The sequence below is a fragment of the Bacteriovorax sp. Seq25_V genome (assembly GCF_000447795.1).
GTDB lineage: Bacteria > Bdellovibrionota > Bacteriovoracia > Bacteriovoracales > Bacteriovoracaceae > Halobacteriovorax_A.
In genome coordinates this window covers 50,590-65,436 of sequence record NZ_AUNI01000020.1, presented here as the reverse complement: position 1 = coordinate 65,436, position 14,847 = coordinate 50,590, and the positions used below count along the sequence as shown (strand labels likewise).

Here is a 14,847-nt window from a genome sequence, read left to right as displayed (position 1 = left end):
TTTTAGGAGATTATAGATATGTCAAAATTTAACTTAATCAGTCACCCGATATTACAACATAAGCTCACGAAGATGCGTGAGAAAGATACAAACTCAATTGGCTTTAGAGGCCTAATGAATGAGATTGGAAAATTCCTAGCTTTTGAAGCGACGAGAAATATTGAAACAGAAACTTTTGATATTGAAACACCAGTGGCAAAGACGAAGGGAATCAGACCAAAGGCCTACCCGATGGTTGTCTCGATCATGAGAGCTGGAAATGGGATGCTTGATGGTGTTCTTGAAACTCTTCCATACGCAAGTGCTGGTCATATTGGAATTTACCGCGATAAGTTTATTAACAACACTGTTGAGTACTATTTCAAACTGCCACCAAATGCCAAGGGTCGTGATGTACTTCTTTTAGATCCCATGCTTGCCACTGGGGATACAATGATTGCAGCGATCGATCGCCTTAAACAATATAACGTTGGAAAAATTACACTTCTATCAGTTTTAGTTAGCCCACAAGGCCTAGAACGATTACATTACTTCCATCCTGAAGTAGAAATTTACGCTCTAAGCAAAGAAGAAGGCCTTAATGATAAGGGTTACCTTGTTCCAGGTATGGGCGACGCTGGTGACAGACTATATAACACAACAAAGTAGGAATTTATGAGTCAAGTACAGATTATTGGTATTGCAGGCGGAAGTGGTTCAGGTAAGACAACATTTGCTCGACGTTTACGTGATCGCCTCGGTATTGAAAATTCAGAAGTACTTGGCCAAGATTCATACTATATTGACCAATCAAATAAATTTGACCATGACGGGGGATCAGTTAACTTTGATCACCCTGCTTCACTTGAATTCTCTCTAATGGCAACTCACCTACGCACGCTAAAAGAAGGAAGAACAATCGAAGTTCCAATTTATGATTTCGCGACTCATAAGCGTCAGGCCGAAACAATTACTCTTACTCCAAAGAAAATCATCTTCGTCGATGGAATCCTCATTTTCTCTCAACCTGAAGTTGTGAAATGTCTCGACTACAAGATTTTTATTGATTGCGAGGAGGGTCTAAGATTTGAAAGACGTCTTAACCGTGATGTTAAGGAACGTGGTCGTACTCCAGAAGGAGTTAAGGCGCAATTTGAAAATCAAGTTAAGCCAATGCACGATGAATTTGTTGAGCCTTCAAAGGTCGTGGCCGATGATATCGTTAACGTCACAAACTTCGATGAGAAAGTGGAGCTTTGGGCAAAAAAAATAAATTCTCTAATCTAGTTCACTAGTCCATAATAACCTCTAACTGGAGTTATTATGGAAAATTCACCACTATCATCCCTATGGGTACACTTTAAAACGAAGAGAGCGAAGGTCATCGAGGCCTCAATCTATTCGGTTCTTAATAAAATTTTTGATATTGCCCCACCAATTCTAATCGGACTTGCTGTCGATACTGTCGTCAAAAAAGAGAGTTCATTTGTTGCAGAATTAGGAGTAAAAAACCATCTCCATCAAATGTATGTCCTTGGCTTTTTAACGTTCCTCATCTGGGCATTAGAGTCATTCTTTGAGTTCCTTTTAAAAGTACGCTGGAGACATATTGCTCAAGAAGTTCAGCACTCACTTAGAATGGAGACTTATGAACATTTACAAAAGCTTCATATCTCATTCTTTGAAAATCAAAACACGGGAAATCTTACAACCGTTTTAAATGACGACATCAATCAACTTGAAAGATTTCTCGATGTTGGGGCCAATGAAATTTTACAAGTTCTCACAACAGTTATTTCGATTGGAACTATTTTCTTCTTCATCTCACCAACGATCGCTTCCCTATCGTTCTTGCCAGTCCCATTTATCCTGTGGGGATCTTTCTACTTTCAAAGAAAGATTGCTCCAAAGTATATGGGAGTTCGCGAAGAAGCGGGACTACTGGCCTCAATGCTAGTGAATAACCTCTCTGGGATGATGACCATTAAAAGTTATGTTGCGCAGGTCTTTGAGAGAAATAGAATTGATAAGCAAAGTTTAAGCTACTCAAATTCAAATAAGAGGGCCATTGTACTCTCCTCTTCATTCTCTCCACTTATTAGAATGGTCGTTCTCTGTGGTTTTCTCTTTGCGCTCGTTCTCGGTGGAATTTATGTATTTGAAGGAAAGATCGAAGTTGGTGCCTACTCAGTTCTCATCTTTCTTGTGCAACGTCTACTTTGGCCACTTACTCGCCTTGGAGAAACATTTGACCTCTACCAAAGAGCGATGGCCTCAACATCTCGTGTACTTGAACTACTTTCAACTGTAGTGAGAATTAACGACGGAAAAGATACAATCTCACATGATGACTTCAAGGGTGATCTCGAATTTCAAGATGTTGGATTTAGCTATGATACAGGAGCGAAAGTTCTTGAGAATATCAATATCAAGATTCCAAATGGAAAAACTGTCGCACTAGTTGGAACGACGGGCTCAGGAAAGAGTACGATCCTGAAACTACTTCTTCGCTTCTATGATGTGACGACGGGAAAGATCACAGTTGATGGTAAAGATATCCGCGACCTGAAACAAGATAACCTTCGATCGCTTATCGGATTTGTTTCTCAAGATACCTACTTATTCCATGGAACGGTTCGCGACAATATTCTCTACGGAAGTTTTGATCGTTCAGAAGAAGATCTTATTAATGCTGCCAAGATGGCCGAGGCCTATGACTTTATTAAGAATCTTCCTGAAGGTTTTGAAACTATCGTTGGAGAGCGTGGCCAGAAACTTTCTGGAGGACAGCGCCAGCGTATCTCAATTGCCCGTGCCCTCGTAAAGAACCCGCATCTTTTCATCTTTGATGAAGCGACAAGTGCCGTTGATAATGAAACCGAAGCGGCCATTCAGCGCTCTCTTGAAAATATCACAAAAGAGAGAACGACTGTGATGGTTGCTCACCGTCTTTCAACGATTAAGCATGCTGATATTATCTACGTATTAGAGAGAGGCGTTGTGATCGAGCAAGGAACACACGAAGAACTCCTTGAAAATAAAAAGATGTACTATGCCCTTTGGAATGTTCAAACCGGGAACCTATCTAATAATTAGATAAATATAATATTTACAATCTATTTTACATTCTCTCCCCTCAATTATATTTACTTGGAAAATAAAATTTAGGGGGGAACATATGAAATTAGCAATCGCACTTTTAATATCGACGTTAACATTCGCAGGAGTTTGTGAAACTCAACTTGATGGTTACACTTTAAGCGACGTAAGAGCATATGATGAAGGAGATGCAACATTCTTTAATCTTATCGGCGAAGGCGACTTCAAGATGACAAAAGAAGAATTCGCAGCAAATAGAATCTTTAATCAGTGGGATGATATTGATGAGTCTTACGAATACTGTAAAGATGCTATGAGATACCTCGAATTTTCTCACCCAACAACAGGTGAAGAATTTAAAGCAATCTATACGATTGAAGATAGCTGTGATGGTGGAAATAGTTTTGGATATATCACTAAGATCGATTCAACTGATATCGTTGCTGAGATTGGAGATAGTGAGTTCTATTGTCCAAGTAAATAAGAAATACGAAGAGTTATTTTAAAATAAGAAAGGGTACTAACAGTACCCTTTTTTTGTATTTAGAATAGAAATTTTAGCGAAGAATAAACAGCATCGTTAGCTCGATAAGCTGCCCAGTAAGAATTCTCATCAGGAGCCTTAATTAACTCCATCCCAATATTGATAGAAGCCTTTTTAAATAGCATATAATTTGCTTCGGCCTTGAGGATATTATCTCTTCTCGTAAGGTCATACTTTAAGTCGACCATCACATTGAAGAAATCATCGAAGTAGTAACGAACACGAGCACCAACAGTATTTTTCCACTTAACAGTATCAGAGAAGAAGTCATCACTTCCCCTCTCGTTATCAGTAAGAAGTTTAATATAGTTAAGAGAAAGCATATAACTTCCACGGTTGATATTTGCAGAAGTATGAAAGTAACTTTCTCTTTCATAGTTAGGCTTAACCGTAAAATACTCAGATTCAAAAACCTTATTATTCTCTTTCAACTGACCAGCATCAAGAATCTTAAAGTCATCTCCAAGTTTTGCATTGGGATCATTAATATCAAATCCTGCAATGAACTTCACCTGACCAAGTCTCTGCTTGTACTGCATCCCATAGATCATATGGTGGTTAACAATTGGTGAAGCGATAACGTTGATCTTCTCAAGATCTTCGTTCATGTAAGCTTCCGCGTTCATACGAAGTTTATTTTCTGGCTTATAGAGTAAATATGAAGAAAGCTCTCCACGATTTCTATCCCATGAGAATGCTTGTCTGATACCAAGAGATTTCTTTAGCACGATATCGCGGGCGATGTCTGGCTGATTGATCTCGATATAAAGAGGAACGAGTTTATCTTCTAGTGGAACGGCCTTTGGTGGAAGCCTTACCCATTCCGAACTACTTGTTACTTCCCCATCTTTAATTGTTAGCGCCGGATTAAGCGCCGGAACATTGAAGTATGAGAAGAAAATCGACACAGTAAAATTATCATGAAAACGGTGATCATACTGAAGACCAGTAAGTCCCTCTTTCTTTTCACTTAACAGGTACATTCCCTGATTTGGATTCACAGTATCTAAAAGCCAATAAGTTTCGTTTTCATTCCAGTTAAGTAACTGGCGACCAACACTTAATCTTCTATCTCTATCCTTCCACTCCATATAGGCCTGTGGTAGAGAATAGTTGAGCTGGCGGTTATTATTGATATAAAAACGCAGATCAGTCTCTGCGTATGTATGAGAATTTGCTAAACTACCGTCATAACTTAAATTTAGCGCAGTCCAGTCATCAAAATCAGATTTAGTTTCTGGATTGTTAAGTCTTTGAAATTTCTCATATGAGAAATCCCCTTTCAGGTAAGCATTTGAATTTACAGTGGCCAAAAGTAGGCCAAATATAGTTAATTTTCTTAGCATATGACCTATTTAATCAGATTTATTTTAATAATACTAGCCCCTCATGACACACCATGTAAAATTGACAGAAACACTCCTTTATTCTTTCCAATCTGGTAATATTTTTCTAAGCTTTAATGAATACCCAAAAGAAACGGTTTCAAGGAAACAACGTTATATGTTGAAAAATAGAACCTTATTAACGATTATCTTAACTCTTTTTATGCTCGCAGGTTGCGGGTATGTTGAAGATAATCCAGTAAAAGACTCGAGAATCCTCGTTGTTGGCGACTTACAAAGTGGCTGCAAAATAGATACAGATAGAATCAAGAAAATGTTTGAAGAACTCGTTACAGAAGAACTTAACTGTATCGAGTCTCAACTTGAAAAGTTTAAGTACGTAAAGACTGATAACAGAGAGATTCTAACTGAAGCAGACCTGCAAAGATTCATTACAAAATACTTTAGTGATAATCCACAAGATATTATTGATGGACTCAACCTACTTTTCAAATTGAACTCGCTTCTTTTAAAAGATGAGCCAGGACAAATGAGAGTTAAAAATATTAAGTCGTTCTTCGAACTACTTAAGATCGTTAACCGTGATGCTGTCACAATTGTTGATCTTGTTGAGTTGATGAAAGACGAGAAAGATGGTGCTGTATTCATGGAATACAGAGCAATGATGGGCCAAACGATTGCTAGATTTTCGAATTCAATTGTTTCAATCATTCAAAGTAAAGACGGTCGTGTTCAAAATATTAATATCGAAGACCTTATTATTGAGCTAACTAAAAACCTTGATGACTTCAAGCTTGGTAGAGAACTTATCAACTCTCTACTTTTTGTTAAGAAGCTCTTCCTTGGTGGATCAAGAGTTTATATCTCAACAGAAGAAGCCTTAAGAATGTTTAAGCAGTTCCCTGCTTATGCAATGAATATCTTTGATATCTTCCTTTTAAAGGAGGAAGTGTTCAAAACAAAGACTGAGTACTATGAGCATATTGCGAATAACCTTGAGCAACTTAAGGCAAATGTTTATCAGCACCAAAATGAAGAGCTAATTCTTACAATTACAGACCTTGATCGTATTATTGATGAATTCTTCAATGACGATAAGTCTATTTCTGATTGGTTCGGTTCAAATGCTCAAGAAAAATCAGACAAGATCAAGAAAATTATTAGAGCTTTCAAGAAAGATCTCGTGGGCGGTAGTGAGTTAGAATTTAGCTATAGAGATGTTGAAATCTCTCTTGCTTTCATCAATATTGGTATTCGCTCTGTTGAAAAGATTTCTAAGATCGGTGACCTTGTTGAAGACATGGACGATCTTGACCTTGCTCGCAAGCTTGAAATTAAGAACGAATTCCTAAATACATTTAAAGAGCTTTCTGAGAAAGCAAAAGAGCTAATCGAAGGAAACCAAGATATTCCTGCGCAAATGAAGCTTTTAACTTTTGTTCAGTCGCTAGCTTCTGATACAGACTTATTAAATGTCGACCCACAGCTTATCAACTCAATCTTCTCTATTAAAGTTGGTACTGTTGGTGGAAGCCGCGACATCGTAACAATCCCAGAACTTATTAAGGCACTTGAAAGAGCTGAAGATTTCGCAAAACTTTATTTTGATCTTCAATACCTTGCTGAAGACTACTTCGACCTTTCAGACAAAGCGAAATTTGTATTCTTTGAAAGACAAGTTAATCAACTATCTGCGCTACTCTTAGATAATACTGAAGTTGAAAATGTTATCACGATGGCAGACATTGATATTATCATCGATCAGTTCTTTAAAGACACTGATGAAGATAAGGAAAAAGGAACTGCACTTAAGGCCTTAGCTAAGAACCTTAAAATCAATATTCTTGGTACAGACAAGGAATACTTAAATCTTAATGAAGTAAAATCAACTGTAAATCTTGCAGCACTTGCATTTAAGGCAATGGTTTTCACAAAATTCCATGAAGAATTAAAGCAAAAAGTAAACGAAGGTAAAGAAGATCTTGGCATTGCCAAATTAAAGTACAAGCAAGAGTTTGCAAAAATCACAGCAGACATGAAGAAGTACCTTGAAAATCCAACCTTCTTAATGAATGACATTAAAATTTATGAACTTATCGATGAATTAAGGGATTCAAAAGCAATCTTTGATATCGATGTAGAACTGTTTAAGCTGGCAACTAACTTTAAGTCACTTATTGTTGGTGGAGAGAATACAATCATCAAGAGAACTGAGTTCCTTTACCTTGCAACAAATGGTGCAAAAATTGCAGACTCTCTATTTGATCTGACTTTCAATAAGTTTAACGAGATCAAACCAAACAAGTCACTTTATAAGTTTATTATCTCAAACTTAAGAAATATCAGAAGTATCCTGCCAAAAGCAGCAGAGGACAAGGTATACTTCAATCTTAAAGACGGACTTCTTTTTGCTGATAAGCTAATCAGATCTATTAACAAAAATTCAGACTCACCAAAAGATGAAGAAGATCTAATTACAGTTAGTAACTTTAAGCGCACAATTATTGACTTCTCAGAGAGAATTCTAGCACCAGTTCCTAGGTCAGAGCTTTCATACCCAGCACCATGTCAGCCAGACCCAAAAAATGCAGGAAAATTTATCTGCTCTCAAGATGATCCAGCTAACGCTCCAGACATCGACCTTGCTGTAAATAACAAAATTATAAGTAAGTTACTTGATGTTGCTGATGAAGCAATCTCTGCCCTATACTTTGCAGAAGTAACTTACGATTATTTTGAAAATGACCTATTAAGCACAAAACCTGTAACAATTGGATTCTACCCAAACCTTGCAGAATATGACCTAATTGACTCAAACCTTATTATTAGGTTTAAGGCTGCATTCACTGATGTCGCAAAGAACAATAGATACTTCAGAGATAGTGAAAACTACGCTTTCTATCAAAGAGAGATCATTAGAAACAAGATTGGATTCACTTCTCTTGTTCTTATGAGAACAGTACTTCCATATGCCCTGACTGGTTATGGAGACGAAGGCTATACTGGAGATCCAACAGCAGCGAAAGGTTTAGCGGTTAATCAACTTCAAGATCTTCTTGTCGGTATAAAATCAGTGCTTGAAGAAATTGGACTTTGGACAACAAACTTTGAAAGTTTTGGACAAAACATTCTTCTTCTTTCTGATTTATTCCAAAGTAGATCTAATGGTGACTTATTTATTAACTTAAATGAAGCATCAGAATTTGTTGAACTAATTTTCTCTTCTGCGAAGCTTGGTTCAAATATGATCGATGTATTTAAGACAAAGTGTGAAGTTAACTACACAGCTGACGGTGGTGCAAAAGTTAACACTGAATGTGTTAGAAACCAGTTCTTTGACACTCTATTTACTGACCTTAACCTTGGAAAATACTTCCCAAGACTTAAGAAATACAAAGACTCTGTATCAAAGAGAGAAGCTGTAGAATACATCAAAGGTGTCGAAGGTTTCGCAAGAGATGTACCAGATTTAAATATCCCATGGGAAATTAGAGATTTCACTCTAGTTCTTGGGGCAATGTTAAATATTGAGTCAACGTTTATTAGATTTGATAGTTCATATGATAATAAACTAGACTTTAACGAATTAAAGAAATCCCTAGGTGTTTACGAGAATGCAATCATCATGCTTGCTAACCTTAAGGGAAAAAACAAGAAACTTGCAAGAACAGTTTTCTTTTACATGGTTAAATACATGAAGGCACCAGCACCACTAACTGTTTGGTCCCTTGATAAAATCTTTAAGATACACTTTAAGAAAATCAAGGCAACAAGACTAAATATTAGTGCTCTTCTTTTCTACTTAGTAAACTCTCAAAATGAGAAAGTAGAATATAACGAAGATGAAGCAGGTGAAATAGACCCATCAAAAACTGAAACAGATAGTTTATCTCAATTAGGTTTCATGATGGATGCTTATGCTGATGCACTCGCACAAAAGACAGGCGAAGAGGTAGAGGCCATCCTAGATAGTATTGCAGCGATGTATGAGGACACTAAGAACTTTCTAAGTTTCTAATAAAAAGGAAATTATGACAGGTGTTTTAATCAATCAAACCGTTGCTATTCTAATCGATGGCAACAATATCGAAAGAAGTATCCATGGTATTACAAACAATCAAAGTGCTATGATCAACTTTGACAAGCTTATTCCAAAGCTTCTTGATGGTCGTGGTCTCAACAGACTTATTTACTTCCGTGAAGGGAAGAATATTTCTTCAAAATTAACAGAAAGACTACATAACAACTACTACGGTTCAGTTATGCCATGTCACAAGAGTGCAGATATTCCACTTACTATTAAGGCCACTCAGCTGGCAAGTAAAGTTGATACTATCATTATCATGTCTGGGGATTCAGATTATATCGATCTTGTTAATCACTTGAAGTCTGAAGGTGTTCGCGTTGAAATTGCGGCCGTTCCAAAGACGACTTCAACAATGCTCATCGACGAAGCCGACTATTTTCACCCAATTGAATCTGAAGACTGGTTTATTCTACAACAAGCAAAGAAGCCGTCAAAACGTCCGATTAAACGCCCGACTTCAAAGCGCAAAGAATCTAAAAAGAGCTAAAGAACTTAAGGAGTGAGAAATCACTCCTTCTTTTATCATAGTAAGCGTCTTCTCTTTTGAGAAAACCTCAACTTCAACTTCTTCCATCAGATCAAAATTTGTCTTTCCTGTTGGAGTACAATTTTTCGCCAAGTAGAAGTAGCACTGGTTTGTCATAAAGGCAGGGTTTACATCTACATGCCCTAAAGAAGTCCAGTCATCACTCTGGTAACCAGTCTCTTCTTCTAGCTCTCTTTTAGCAGCATCAAGGGGATCCTCACCCTTTTCAATTGCACCGGCAGCAGTTTCAAGAGTTATTTCATCAGAGCCTGCACGATACTGTTTTACTAAAATAACATTTTCATTGATATCTAGGGCCACGACATTTACCCAGTTCGCACACTGAATGATATCAAAATTAGCCTTTTCTCCGTTTCGTGGATTTGTCACTTCTGTTTTTAAATATCTAAAAACAGCAGCGCGAAGAACTTCTTTTAACTCTGACCTTTCCCACTTCTTCATTAAAAATCCATCAAAATCACACCCTCATTTGGATCTTGTTTTTCCATGAGGGATTGATTGAAGTTATCACGAAGTTCAAGGTACTTGATAAAGTTCCCTTCTCCTAGTTTACTCTTTAATAGTTCGTCATATTTTTGTTGAATATCTTTTTCAAACTGAATTTCTTCATCTGAAGGATTATATGTATAGTTATCACCATATTTTTTTTCCATTTCAGCATGAAATGCCTCAAAGGCGCGAAGTTTATCTTTTGATAATCCTTCTTTCATGAGCAGATAATCCTCATAAGCTGCTTGCTCTAGATTAAGCTCAACAGTAAAGAGATTGAGAACAAGATTCTTCCACTCTTTTTCGAGTTGATCATACTGCTCGTCCCACTTCTCCATTTGCTCTTCAACTTCTACATCTGAATTTAGCTTAGAAGCCTCAATAACTCTTTGTTCATCAGTTGTTTCAAATGTCTTGTCCTGGCCAGTTATGACGGAGTTAGTATCGAGTTTAAAATGCTTAGAGATATCCTCCACATTCTCGCCTTTCTTTACAAAAAGTAAAATTCCGCCAACTGCGATAATTGTAATGATGGCAATAATCAATAAATTCTTTTTCACTCAATCTCCATAGGGGTAAACTTTTCAAAAATTATATTATCACATAGCTCACGACACTCAAGATAAGTTTGTTCATCTGCAATCGTCCAAAAAATAATTTTAGCGAGAGTTAACTTTTTAATTATAAAGTATTGAATGAGAGAGAAGCTTTCGTAATCAAGTCCGATATAATCCGGTCGAATTACCGGTAAAAAAGACATATAGCGAAGAACGAACTTCTCGTAAAATTTCAGCTTCGTTCCACTAAAGTCATTCGTCACAAGAAGTCCAAGAACAACTTGAGGATAATGCTCACGAATCCACTTCAAAGTATAAGGATTAAATGATTGGATAGTGTACTCCCCTTCATAATGAACCAGGAGCTTCATGACTTCAGACTCAATTACACCATCATGCTTATTACATTTGATTTCAATAACAACAGGGACACGACCATCTACAAAGTCTAACACTTCCTTAAGCGTCGGTATTCTTTCTTCTGTTTCTCCAAGGTGAAGGTTCTTCAAACTTTGTAAAACATATTGTGAAACCTCTCCCCCGCTTCCCGTCATTCTCTCTAAGCTTTCATCATGGAAAACAACAACGGCCTGGTCCTTTGAGAGATGCACATCAAGTTCAATAGCGTAACCCTTCTCAAGGGCCTTAGCAAAAGCCCCAAGAGAATTCTCAGGACATTGCTCATCATGTAGGCCACGGTGGGCAATTGGACGCTCGAGATAAAACAAGACAAATCCTTTCTTATAAAGTTTTTAAATACATAAGAAGATCTTTCTTCTCTGAAGCGCTAAATTTTTCTTGACCATCTTCAGTTAGGAACATTTTATAGTGTCCTTTATTACTTAAACCTTCTTTTCTCGTATCAAAGAAAGCTTCTTTCTTCTTACGATCATCTGGAATATTCTTTCCAACTGGAAATCCTACGCACTCACTATCAAAATCCTGATCCTTCCTTTCTGCAGGGATTTGATAGAAAGTCTTAGTTCTCTTCTCTGGCGGCGTCATTAGATCACAGAGAGTAGGTATCGCATTATTATGGAGATATGGATAACGTGACCAAATTCCAACCAGAGGTGGTGGAACATACCCTTCTTGTGGTTCAACAACAGTCTTCATCCACTTTGATATTTTTAATTCGTTAAGTGAGCTTGCAAATGCTTTTGTTCCTTCATAGCGACCTGGATCTGTCCCGACATTTTTGACTGGAGTTTTATCATGGTAAATGACCTTTACGGTTTTAATCACCTCAATCGATGGTAATTCATTTGCATTTGATAATGACCATCCCTTTTCATATACTCCATGACACTTCTTACAACTATTATTGAAGTGAACCTCACCTCTTTTCGCTGCATTAATATCAATTGTTGAGACATCAAAAAAATCAGTCCAAAGTGGAGCCTCTGTTGCAAAAGCAGCAGCAGTTAACTGCTTAACTGTTTTTTGATTCTCTTGCATCCATTTTTCTAGCTCTTTTAAATCCGTACCACGACCAAGATCATTCCAAAGAAAATTTGTAAAAATTGGATTTCCCGCAACGATTGATCCATCAGACAACCAACGAGTCTTATACTTTAAATTCCACCAAACAGCTGGTTTAGAATCTGAAATTTTAGTTTCAAGTTCATTTGCTCTTGGAAAGACTTCAAAAAAAGGATTTTTTGTTGCGTACTCATCAGTATTTCGACGGGCCAGAGAAAGGGCCACTTGAGGAAGAGAAGTATCAAGTCCTAAGACTTGTGGATTTGTAACCCCTACCGCCTTCAGGTTCTTTTTAGTACGTTTCATCATCTCAACTTCTTCATCAGTCGCACCAGTCACACGTTGAAACATCTTGTTAGGAATAAGTGGAACAAATTTCTTGGCCATATGGAAAAGTCGATTCGCCTTAACTGTCTTATTAGTAAGACCCATCACTGTTGTTCCAAAAAGATTAGCAGAGTGGCATGTGGCACAACTAAATGTTAGACCTTTTCCCCATTTTGTATCAACGATACTAGCACCCATATAATAATCAGGTTTTTCACCATTTGGATAAGGTATGCGATAAATACCAGTAGCATTTTCATCGTTATACTTATTAAGTCCCAACCACTGATAAAGCCCTTCCTCGCTTGTAATGTCAGCATATTCCTGGCCAACAAGCTTAAGAATGAATTTCATAAGGTCGCTATTTTGACTTTTAAAAAAGTTAACCATTGGGTCGTATGGAATGAAGAGTCCACTAACAGTCACGGGATAAACAAGGGCATGCTTATATCCCTCATTTTTAATTTCCTCGAGCTCAGCTTTTGAAAGCCCATAAATATTTGCCCTATTCTCACCTGGGCCAAGAGTCACATCACGTGACCAGTCCGGTGTTATCTGGGCCATACAAGTGATGGCCATTAAAAACGTAATTAGTATTTTCATCTCTCTCCCCAAAAATTTAAAAAACTAATAGCCTCGGTTCAGTCATATCTTCAATTGCGTAGCGAATTCCTTCTCTTCCAAGTCCAGAATCTTTAATCCCACCGTATGGCATCGAATCGATTCTAAAACCTGGAACGTTATTCACAATGAGACCACCAACTTCAATTTTATTAAATGCATACTTCATTTGATCTAACTGATTCGTAAAAAGCCCTGCCTGAAGACCAAACTTACTATCATTAACAAGCTCTATTGCCTCATCGAAGTAATCAGTTCTTTCAACAATCACGACTGGTCCGAAAATCTCTTCTTTCACTACTTTCATATCAGGTGTTGTGTCAGTTAGGATAGTTGGTGCGTAAATATTATGCTCTTCATCGAGAATATGCCCACCGCTTAGAACTTGTGCTCCATCGCTCACGGCTTCCTTCACCCAGCGGTGAATTCTATTCAAGTGCATTTCATCAATAACAGGTCCAACAATGGTTGAAACGTCATTTGGGTCACCACATACCACTTCTTCAGTGAGTGCAAGTAGTGTTTCAATAAATTCTTCATAAATAGTTGAATCTACGTAAACTCTTTGTGTAGAAATACAAATTTGTCCGGAATATAGAAACGCTCCTTGAACAATTTTCTTACACGCATCTTCAATATCTGCACTTGTATCAACAATCACTGAAGCGTTGCCACCAAGCTCTAGAGTAATTTTCTTCTTCTTTGCCTTCTCTTTTAACATCCACCCAATTGCAGGTGAACCAGTAAAAGAAATCATCTTCACTCTTTCATCTGAAACTAACTGAGAAGCTACATCGTTATCACAAATAACGACGTTAAGAGCACCAGCAACAAAGCCCGCTTGCTTTGCAAGAGATGCAAGGGCGAGAACTGTTAAAGGAGCATATGGTGAAGGCTTTAAAACAACCGTATTTCCAGCGGCTAAGGCCGGTCCAATTTTATGAAGTGCGAGATTAAGTGGGAAATTAAACGGTGAGATACAAGCAATAACACCAAGTGGAAATCTCTTTGTATATCCCTCTAGTCCACTACCATGATTGAAGTTTAATGGAATGACTTCACCACAAATTCGTCTGGCTTCTTCAGCTGAAACTTTTAGGGTAAAGATACTTCTTTCAACTTCTGCTTTAGCATAGGCAATCGGCTTCCCTGCTTCTGCACAGATAAGACTTGCAAAAGTTTCTTTATTCTCTTCAAGCAGACTTGCGAGTTTAAAGAGATGATCACTTCTTTTTCCCTGATCCCACTTCTTCATTTCTTCAAAAGCAATTTCGGCCTGCTCGATGGCAAACTCAATTTGCGATGAACTTAGAAGGGTGATCTCGCTAAGTGTATTTTGATTATATTTATCTTTAACTTCTAAAATTTCTGTGGTGTTCCCTTGAACCCACGAATTGGCGATGAATGAGCTTGTACTCAGAAAATTTTGCATAAAAAAACCACCGATAAAATCAGTGGTTATTGTATCTATATTAAGAACGGCGGGTCAATTAAAAGCACTTAAAAATCAAAGTCACTTCCAGCGTACTGTTGCTTAAGTTCGACATTCAACTTCTTATTTTCTGTCAAAAATTTTCTCTCTCCAGCAACGAAGAGGTTAATTGAACAAAGGTAGCAAAGCTTGATATTGACCTCACGACCCTCAAATGCACTATACAGCTTCGCTCTCTCTAAATGTGATCGCCCAGGCCCATTAGATAGTGACCAATTCACTCCCTTAGCTTGACACGCATCGCACATTTTTAACCCCCGTGATTCAGTTAAATTCT

General features: G+C 37.5%; 13 protein-coding genes. 6 read left to right on the top strand and 7 right to left on the bottom strand.

Annotation, left to right across the window (positions count from 1 at the left end):
- Positions 1-18 precede the first annotated feature (18 nt).
- From upp to M900_RS12980, 4 genes are all read left to right on the top strand, one after another.
- Positions 19-648: a uracil phosphoribosyltransferase gene (gene upp / locus M900_RS12995; protein ID WP_021275657.1), complete on the top strand. Its 630-nt coding sequence runs from the start codon at positions 19-21 to the stop codon at positions 646-648.
- Between the two features lie 6 nt (positions 649-654).
- Positions 655-1,266 carry a uridine kinase gene (gene udk, locus M900_RS12990; protein WP_021275602.1) on the top strand — a complete coding sequence of 204 codons (612 nt, stop codon included), beginning with the start codon at positions 655-657 and terminating at the stop codon, positions 1,264-1,266.
- A 36-nt stretch (positions 1,267-1,302) separates the two neighbouring features.
- Complete coding sequence (locus M900_RS12985) at positions 1,303-3,075, top strand: ABC transporter ATP-binding protein (protein ID WP_021275459.1); 1,773 nt, start codon at positions 1,303-1,305, stop codon at positions 3,073-3,075.
- A gap of 82 nt (positions 3,076-3,157) precedes the next feature.
- Positions 3,158-3,562: a hypothetical protein gene (locus M900_RS12980; RefSeq protein WP_021275338.1), complete on the top strand. Its 405-nt coding sequence runs from the start codon at positions 3,158-3,160 to the stop codon at positions 3,560-3,562.
- A gap of 59 nt (positions 3,563-3,621) precedes the next feature.
- Here the strand turns inward: M900_RS12980 and M900_RS12975 are convergent, their stop codons facing one another.
- Complete coding sequence (locus M900_RS12975; RefSeq protein ID WP_021275447.1) at positions 3,622-4,968, bottom strand: hypothetical protein; 1,347 nt, start codon at positions 4,966-4,968, stop codon at positions 3,622-3,624.
- Between the two features lie 157 nt (positions 4,969-5,125).
- Here M900_RS12975 and M900_RS12970 point away from each other — a divergent pair, with 157 nt between their 5' ends.
- Positions 5,126-8,986: a hypothetical protein gene (locus M900_RS12970; protein ID WP_021275361.1), complete on the top strand. Its 3,861-nt coding sequence runs from the start codon at positions 5,126-5,128 to the stop codon at positions 8,984-8,986.
- A 13-nt stretch (positions 8,987-8,999) separates the two neighbouring features.
- The gene (locus tag M900_RS12965) at positions 9,000-9,542 is read left to right on the top strand and encodes an NYN domain-containing protein (RefSeq protein WP_021275563.1); all 543 of its coding nucleotides are present in this window, start codon (positions 9,000-9,002) and stop codon (positions 9,540-9,542) included.
- Here the strand turns inward: M900_RS12965 and M900_RS12960 are convergent.
- The 6 genes from M900_RS12960 to M900_RS12935 all read right to left on the bottom strand — a co-directional run bounded on the left by M900_RS12960 (position 9,513) and on the right by M900_RS12935 (position 14,818).
- The gene (locus M900_RS12960; protein ID WP_021275460.1) at positions 9,513-10,043 is read right to left on the bottom strand and encodes an NUDIX hydrolase; all 531 of its coding nucleotides are present in this window, start codon (positions 10,041-10,043) and stop codon (positions 9,513-9,515) included. The two genes, M900_RS12965 and M900_RS12960, sit on opposite strands and share 30 nt — an antisense overlap.
- Positions 10,043-10,651: a hypothetical protein gene (locus M900_RS12955; RefSeq protein ID WP_021275656.1), complete on the bottom strand. Its 609-nt coding sequence runs from the start codon at positions 10,649-10,651 to the stop codon at positions 10,043-10,045. Before M900_RS12955 ends, M900_RS12960 begins: the two co-directional genes overlap by 1 nt.
- Complete coding sequence (locus M900_RS12950) at positions 10,648-11,376, bottom strand: glycerophosphodiester phosphodiesterase family protein (protein WP_021275365.1); 729 nt, start codon at positions 11,374-11,376, stop codon at positions 10,648-10,650. The genes M900_RS12955 and M900_RS12950 overlap by 4 nt, the downstream gene beginning before the upstream one ends.
- Before the next feature lie 13 nt (positions 11,377-11,389).
- Positions 11,390-13,060 (bottom strand): hypothetical protein, encoded by a 1,671-nt coding sequence (locus M900_RS12945; protein WP_021275482.1) that lies wholly within the window; start codon positions 13,058-13,060, stop codon positions 11,390-11,392.
- Between the two features lie 16 nt (positions 13,061-13,076).
- The gene (locus tag M900_RS12940; protein ID WP_021275413.1) at positions 13,077-14,510 is read right to left on the bottom strand and encodes an aldehyde dehydrogenase family protein; all 1,434 of its coding nucleotides are present in this window, start codon (positions 14,508-14,510) and stop codon (positions 13,077-13,079) included.
- 68 nt (positions 14,511-14,578) lie between these two features.
- Positions 14,579-14,818, bottom strand: coding sequence for a hypothetical protein (locus M900_RS12935; RefSeq protein ID WP_034732765.1), 240 nt, complete (start codon positions 14,816-14,818; stop codon positions 14,579-14,581).
- Between the last annotated feature and the right edge of the window lie 29 nt (positions 14,819-14,847).

Coding starts and splice junctions, on each gene's coding strand:
- M900_RS12970 (WP_021275361.1), top strand. CDS start 5,126: ATGTTGAAAAATAGAACCTTATTAACGATTATCTTAACTCTTTTTATG.
- M900_RS12935 (WP_034732765.1), bottom strand. CDS start 14,818: ATGTGCGATGCGTGTCAAGCTAAGGGAGTGAATTGGTCACTATCTAAT.
- M900_RS12965 (WP_021275563.1), top strand. CDS start 9,000: ATGACAGGTGTTTTAATCAATCAAACCGTTGCTATTCTAATCGATGGC.
- M900_RS12945 (WP_021275482.1), bottom strand. CDS start 13,060: ATGAAAATACTAATTACGTTTTTAATGGCCATCACTTGTATGGCCCAG.
- M900_RS12960 (WP_021275460.1), bottom strand. CDS start 10,043: ATGAAGAAGTGGGAAAGGTCAGAGTTAAAAGAAGTTCTTCGCGCTGCT.
- M900_RS12985 (WP_021275459.1), top strand. CDS start 1,303: ATGGAAAATTCACCACTATCATCCCTATGGGTACACTTTAAAACGAAG.
- M900_RS12940 (WP_021275413.1), bottom strand. CDS start 14,510: ATGCAAAATTTTCTGAGTACAAGCTCATTCATCGCCAATTCGTGGGTT.
- udk (WP_021275602.1), top strand. CDS start 655: ATGAGTCAAGTACAGATTATTGGTATTGCAGGCGGAAGTGGTTCAGGT.
- M900_RS12980 (WP_021275338.1), top strand. CDS start 3,158: ATGAAATTAGCAATCGCACTTTTAATATCGACGTTAACATTCGCAGGA.
- M900_RS12975 (WP_021275447.1), bottom strand. CDS start 4,968: ATGCTAAGAAAATTAACTATATTTGGCCTACTTTTGGCCACTGTAAAT.
- upp (WP_021275657.1), top strand. CDS start 19: ATGTCAAAATTTAACTTAATCAGTCACCCGATATTACAACATAAGCTC.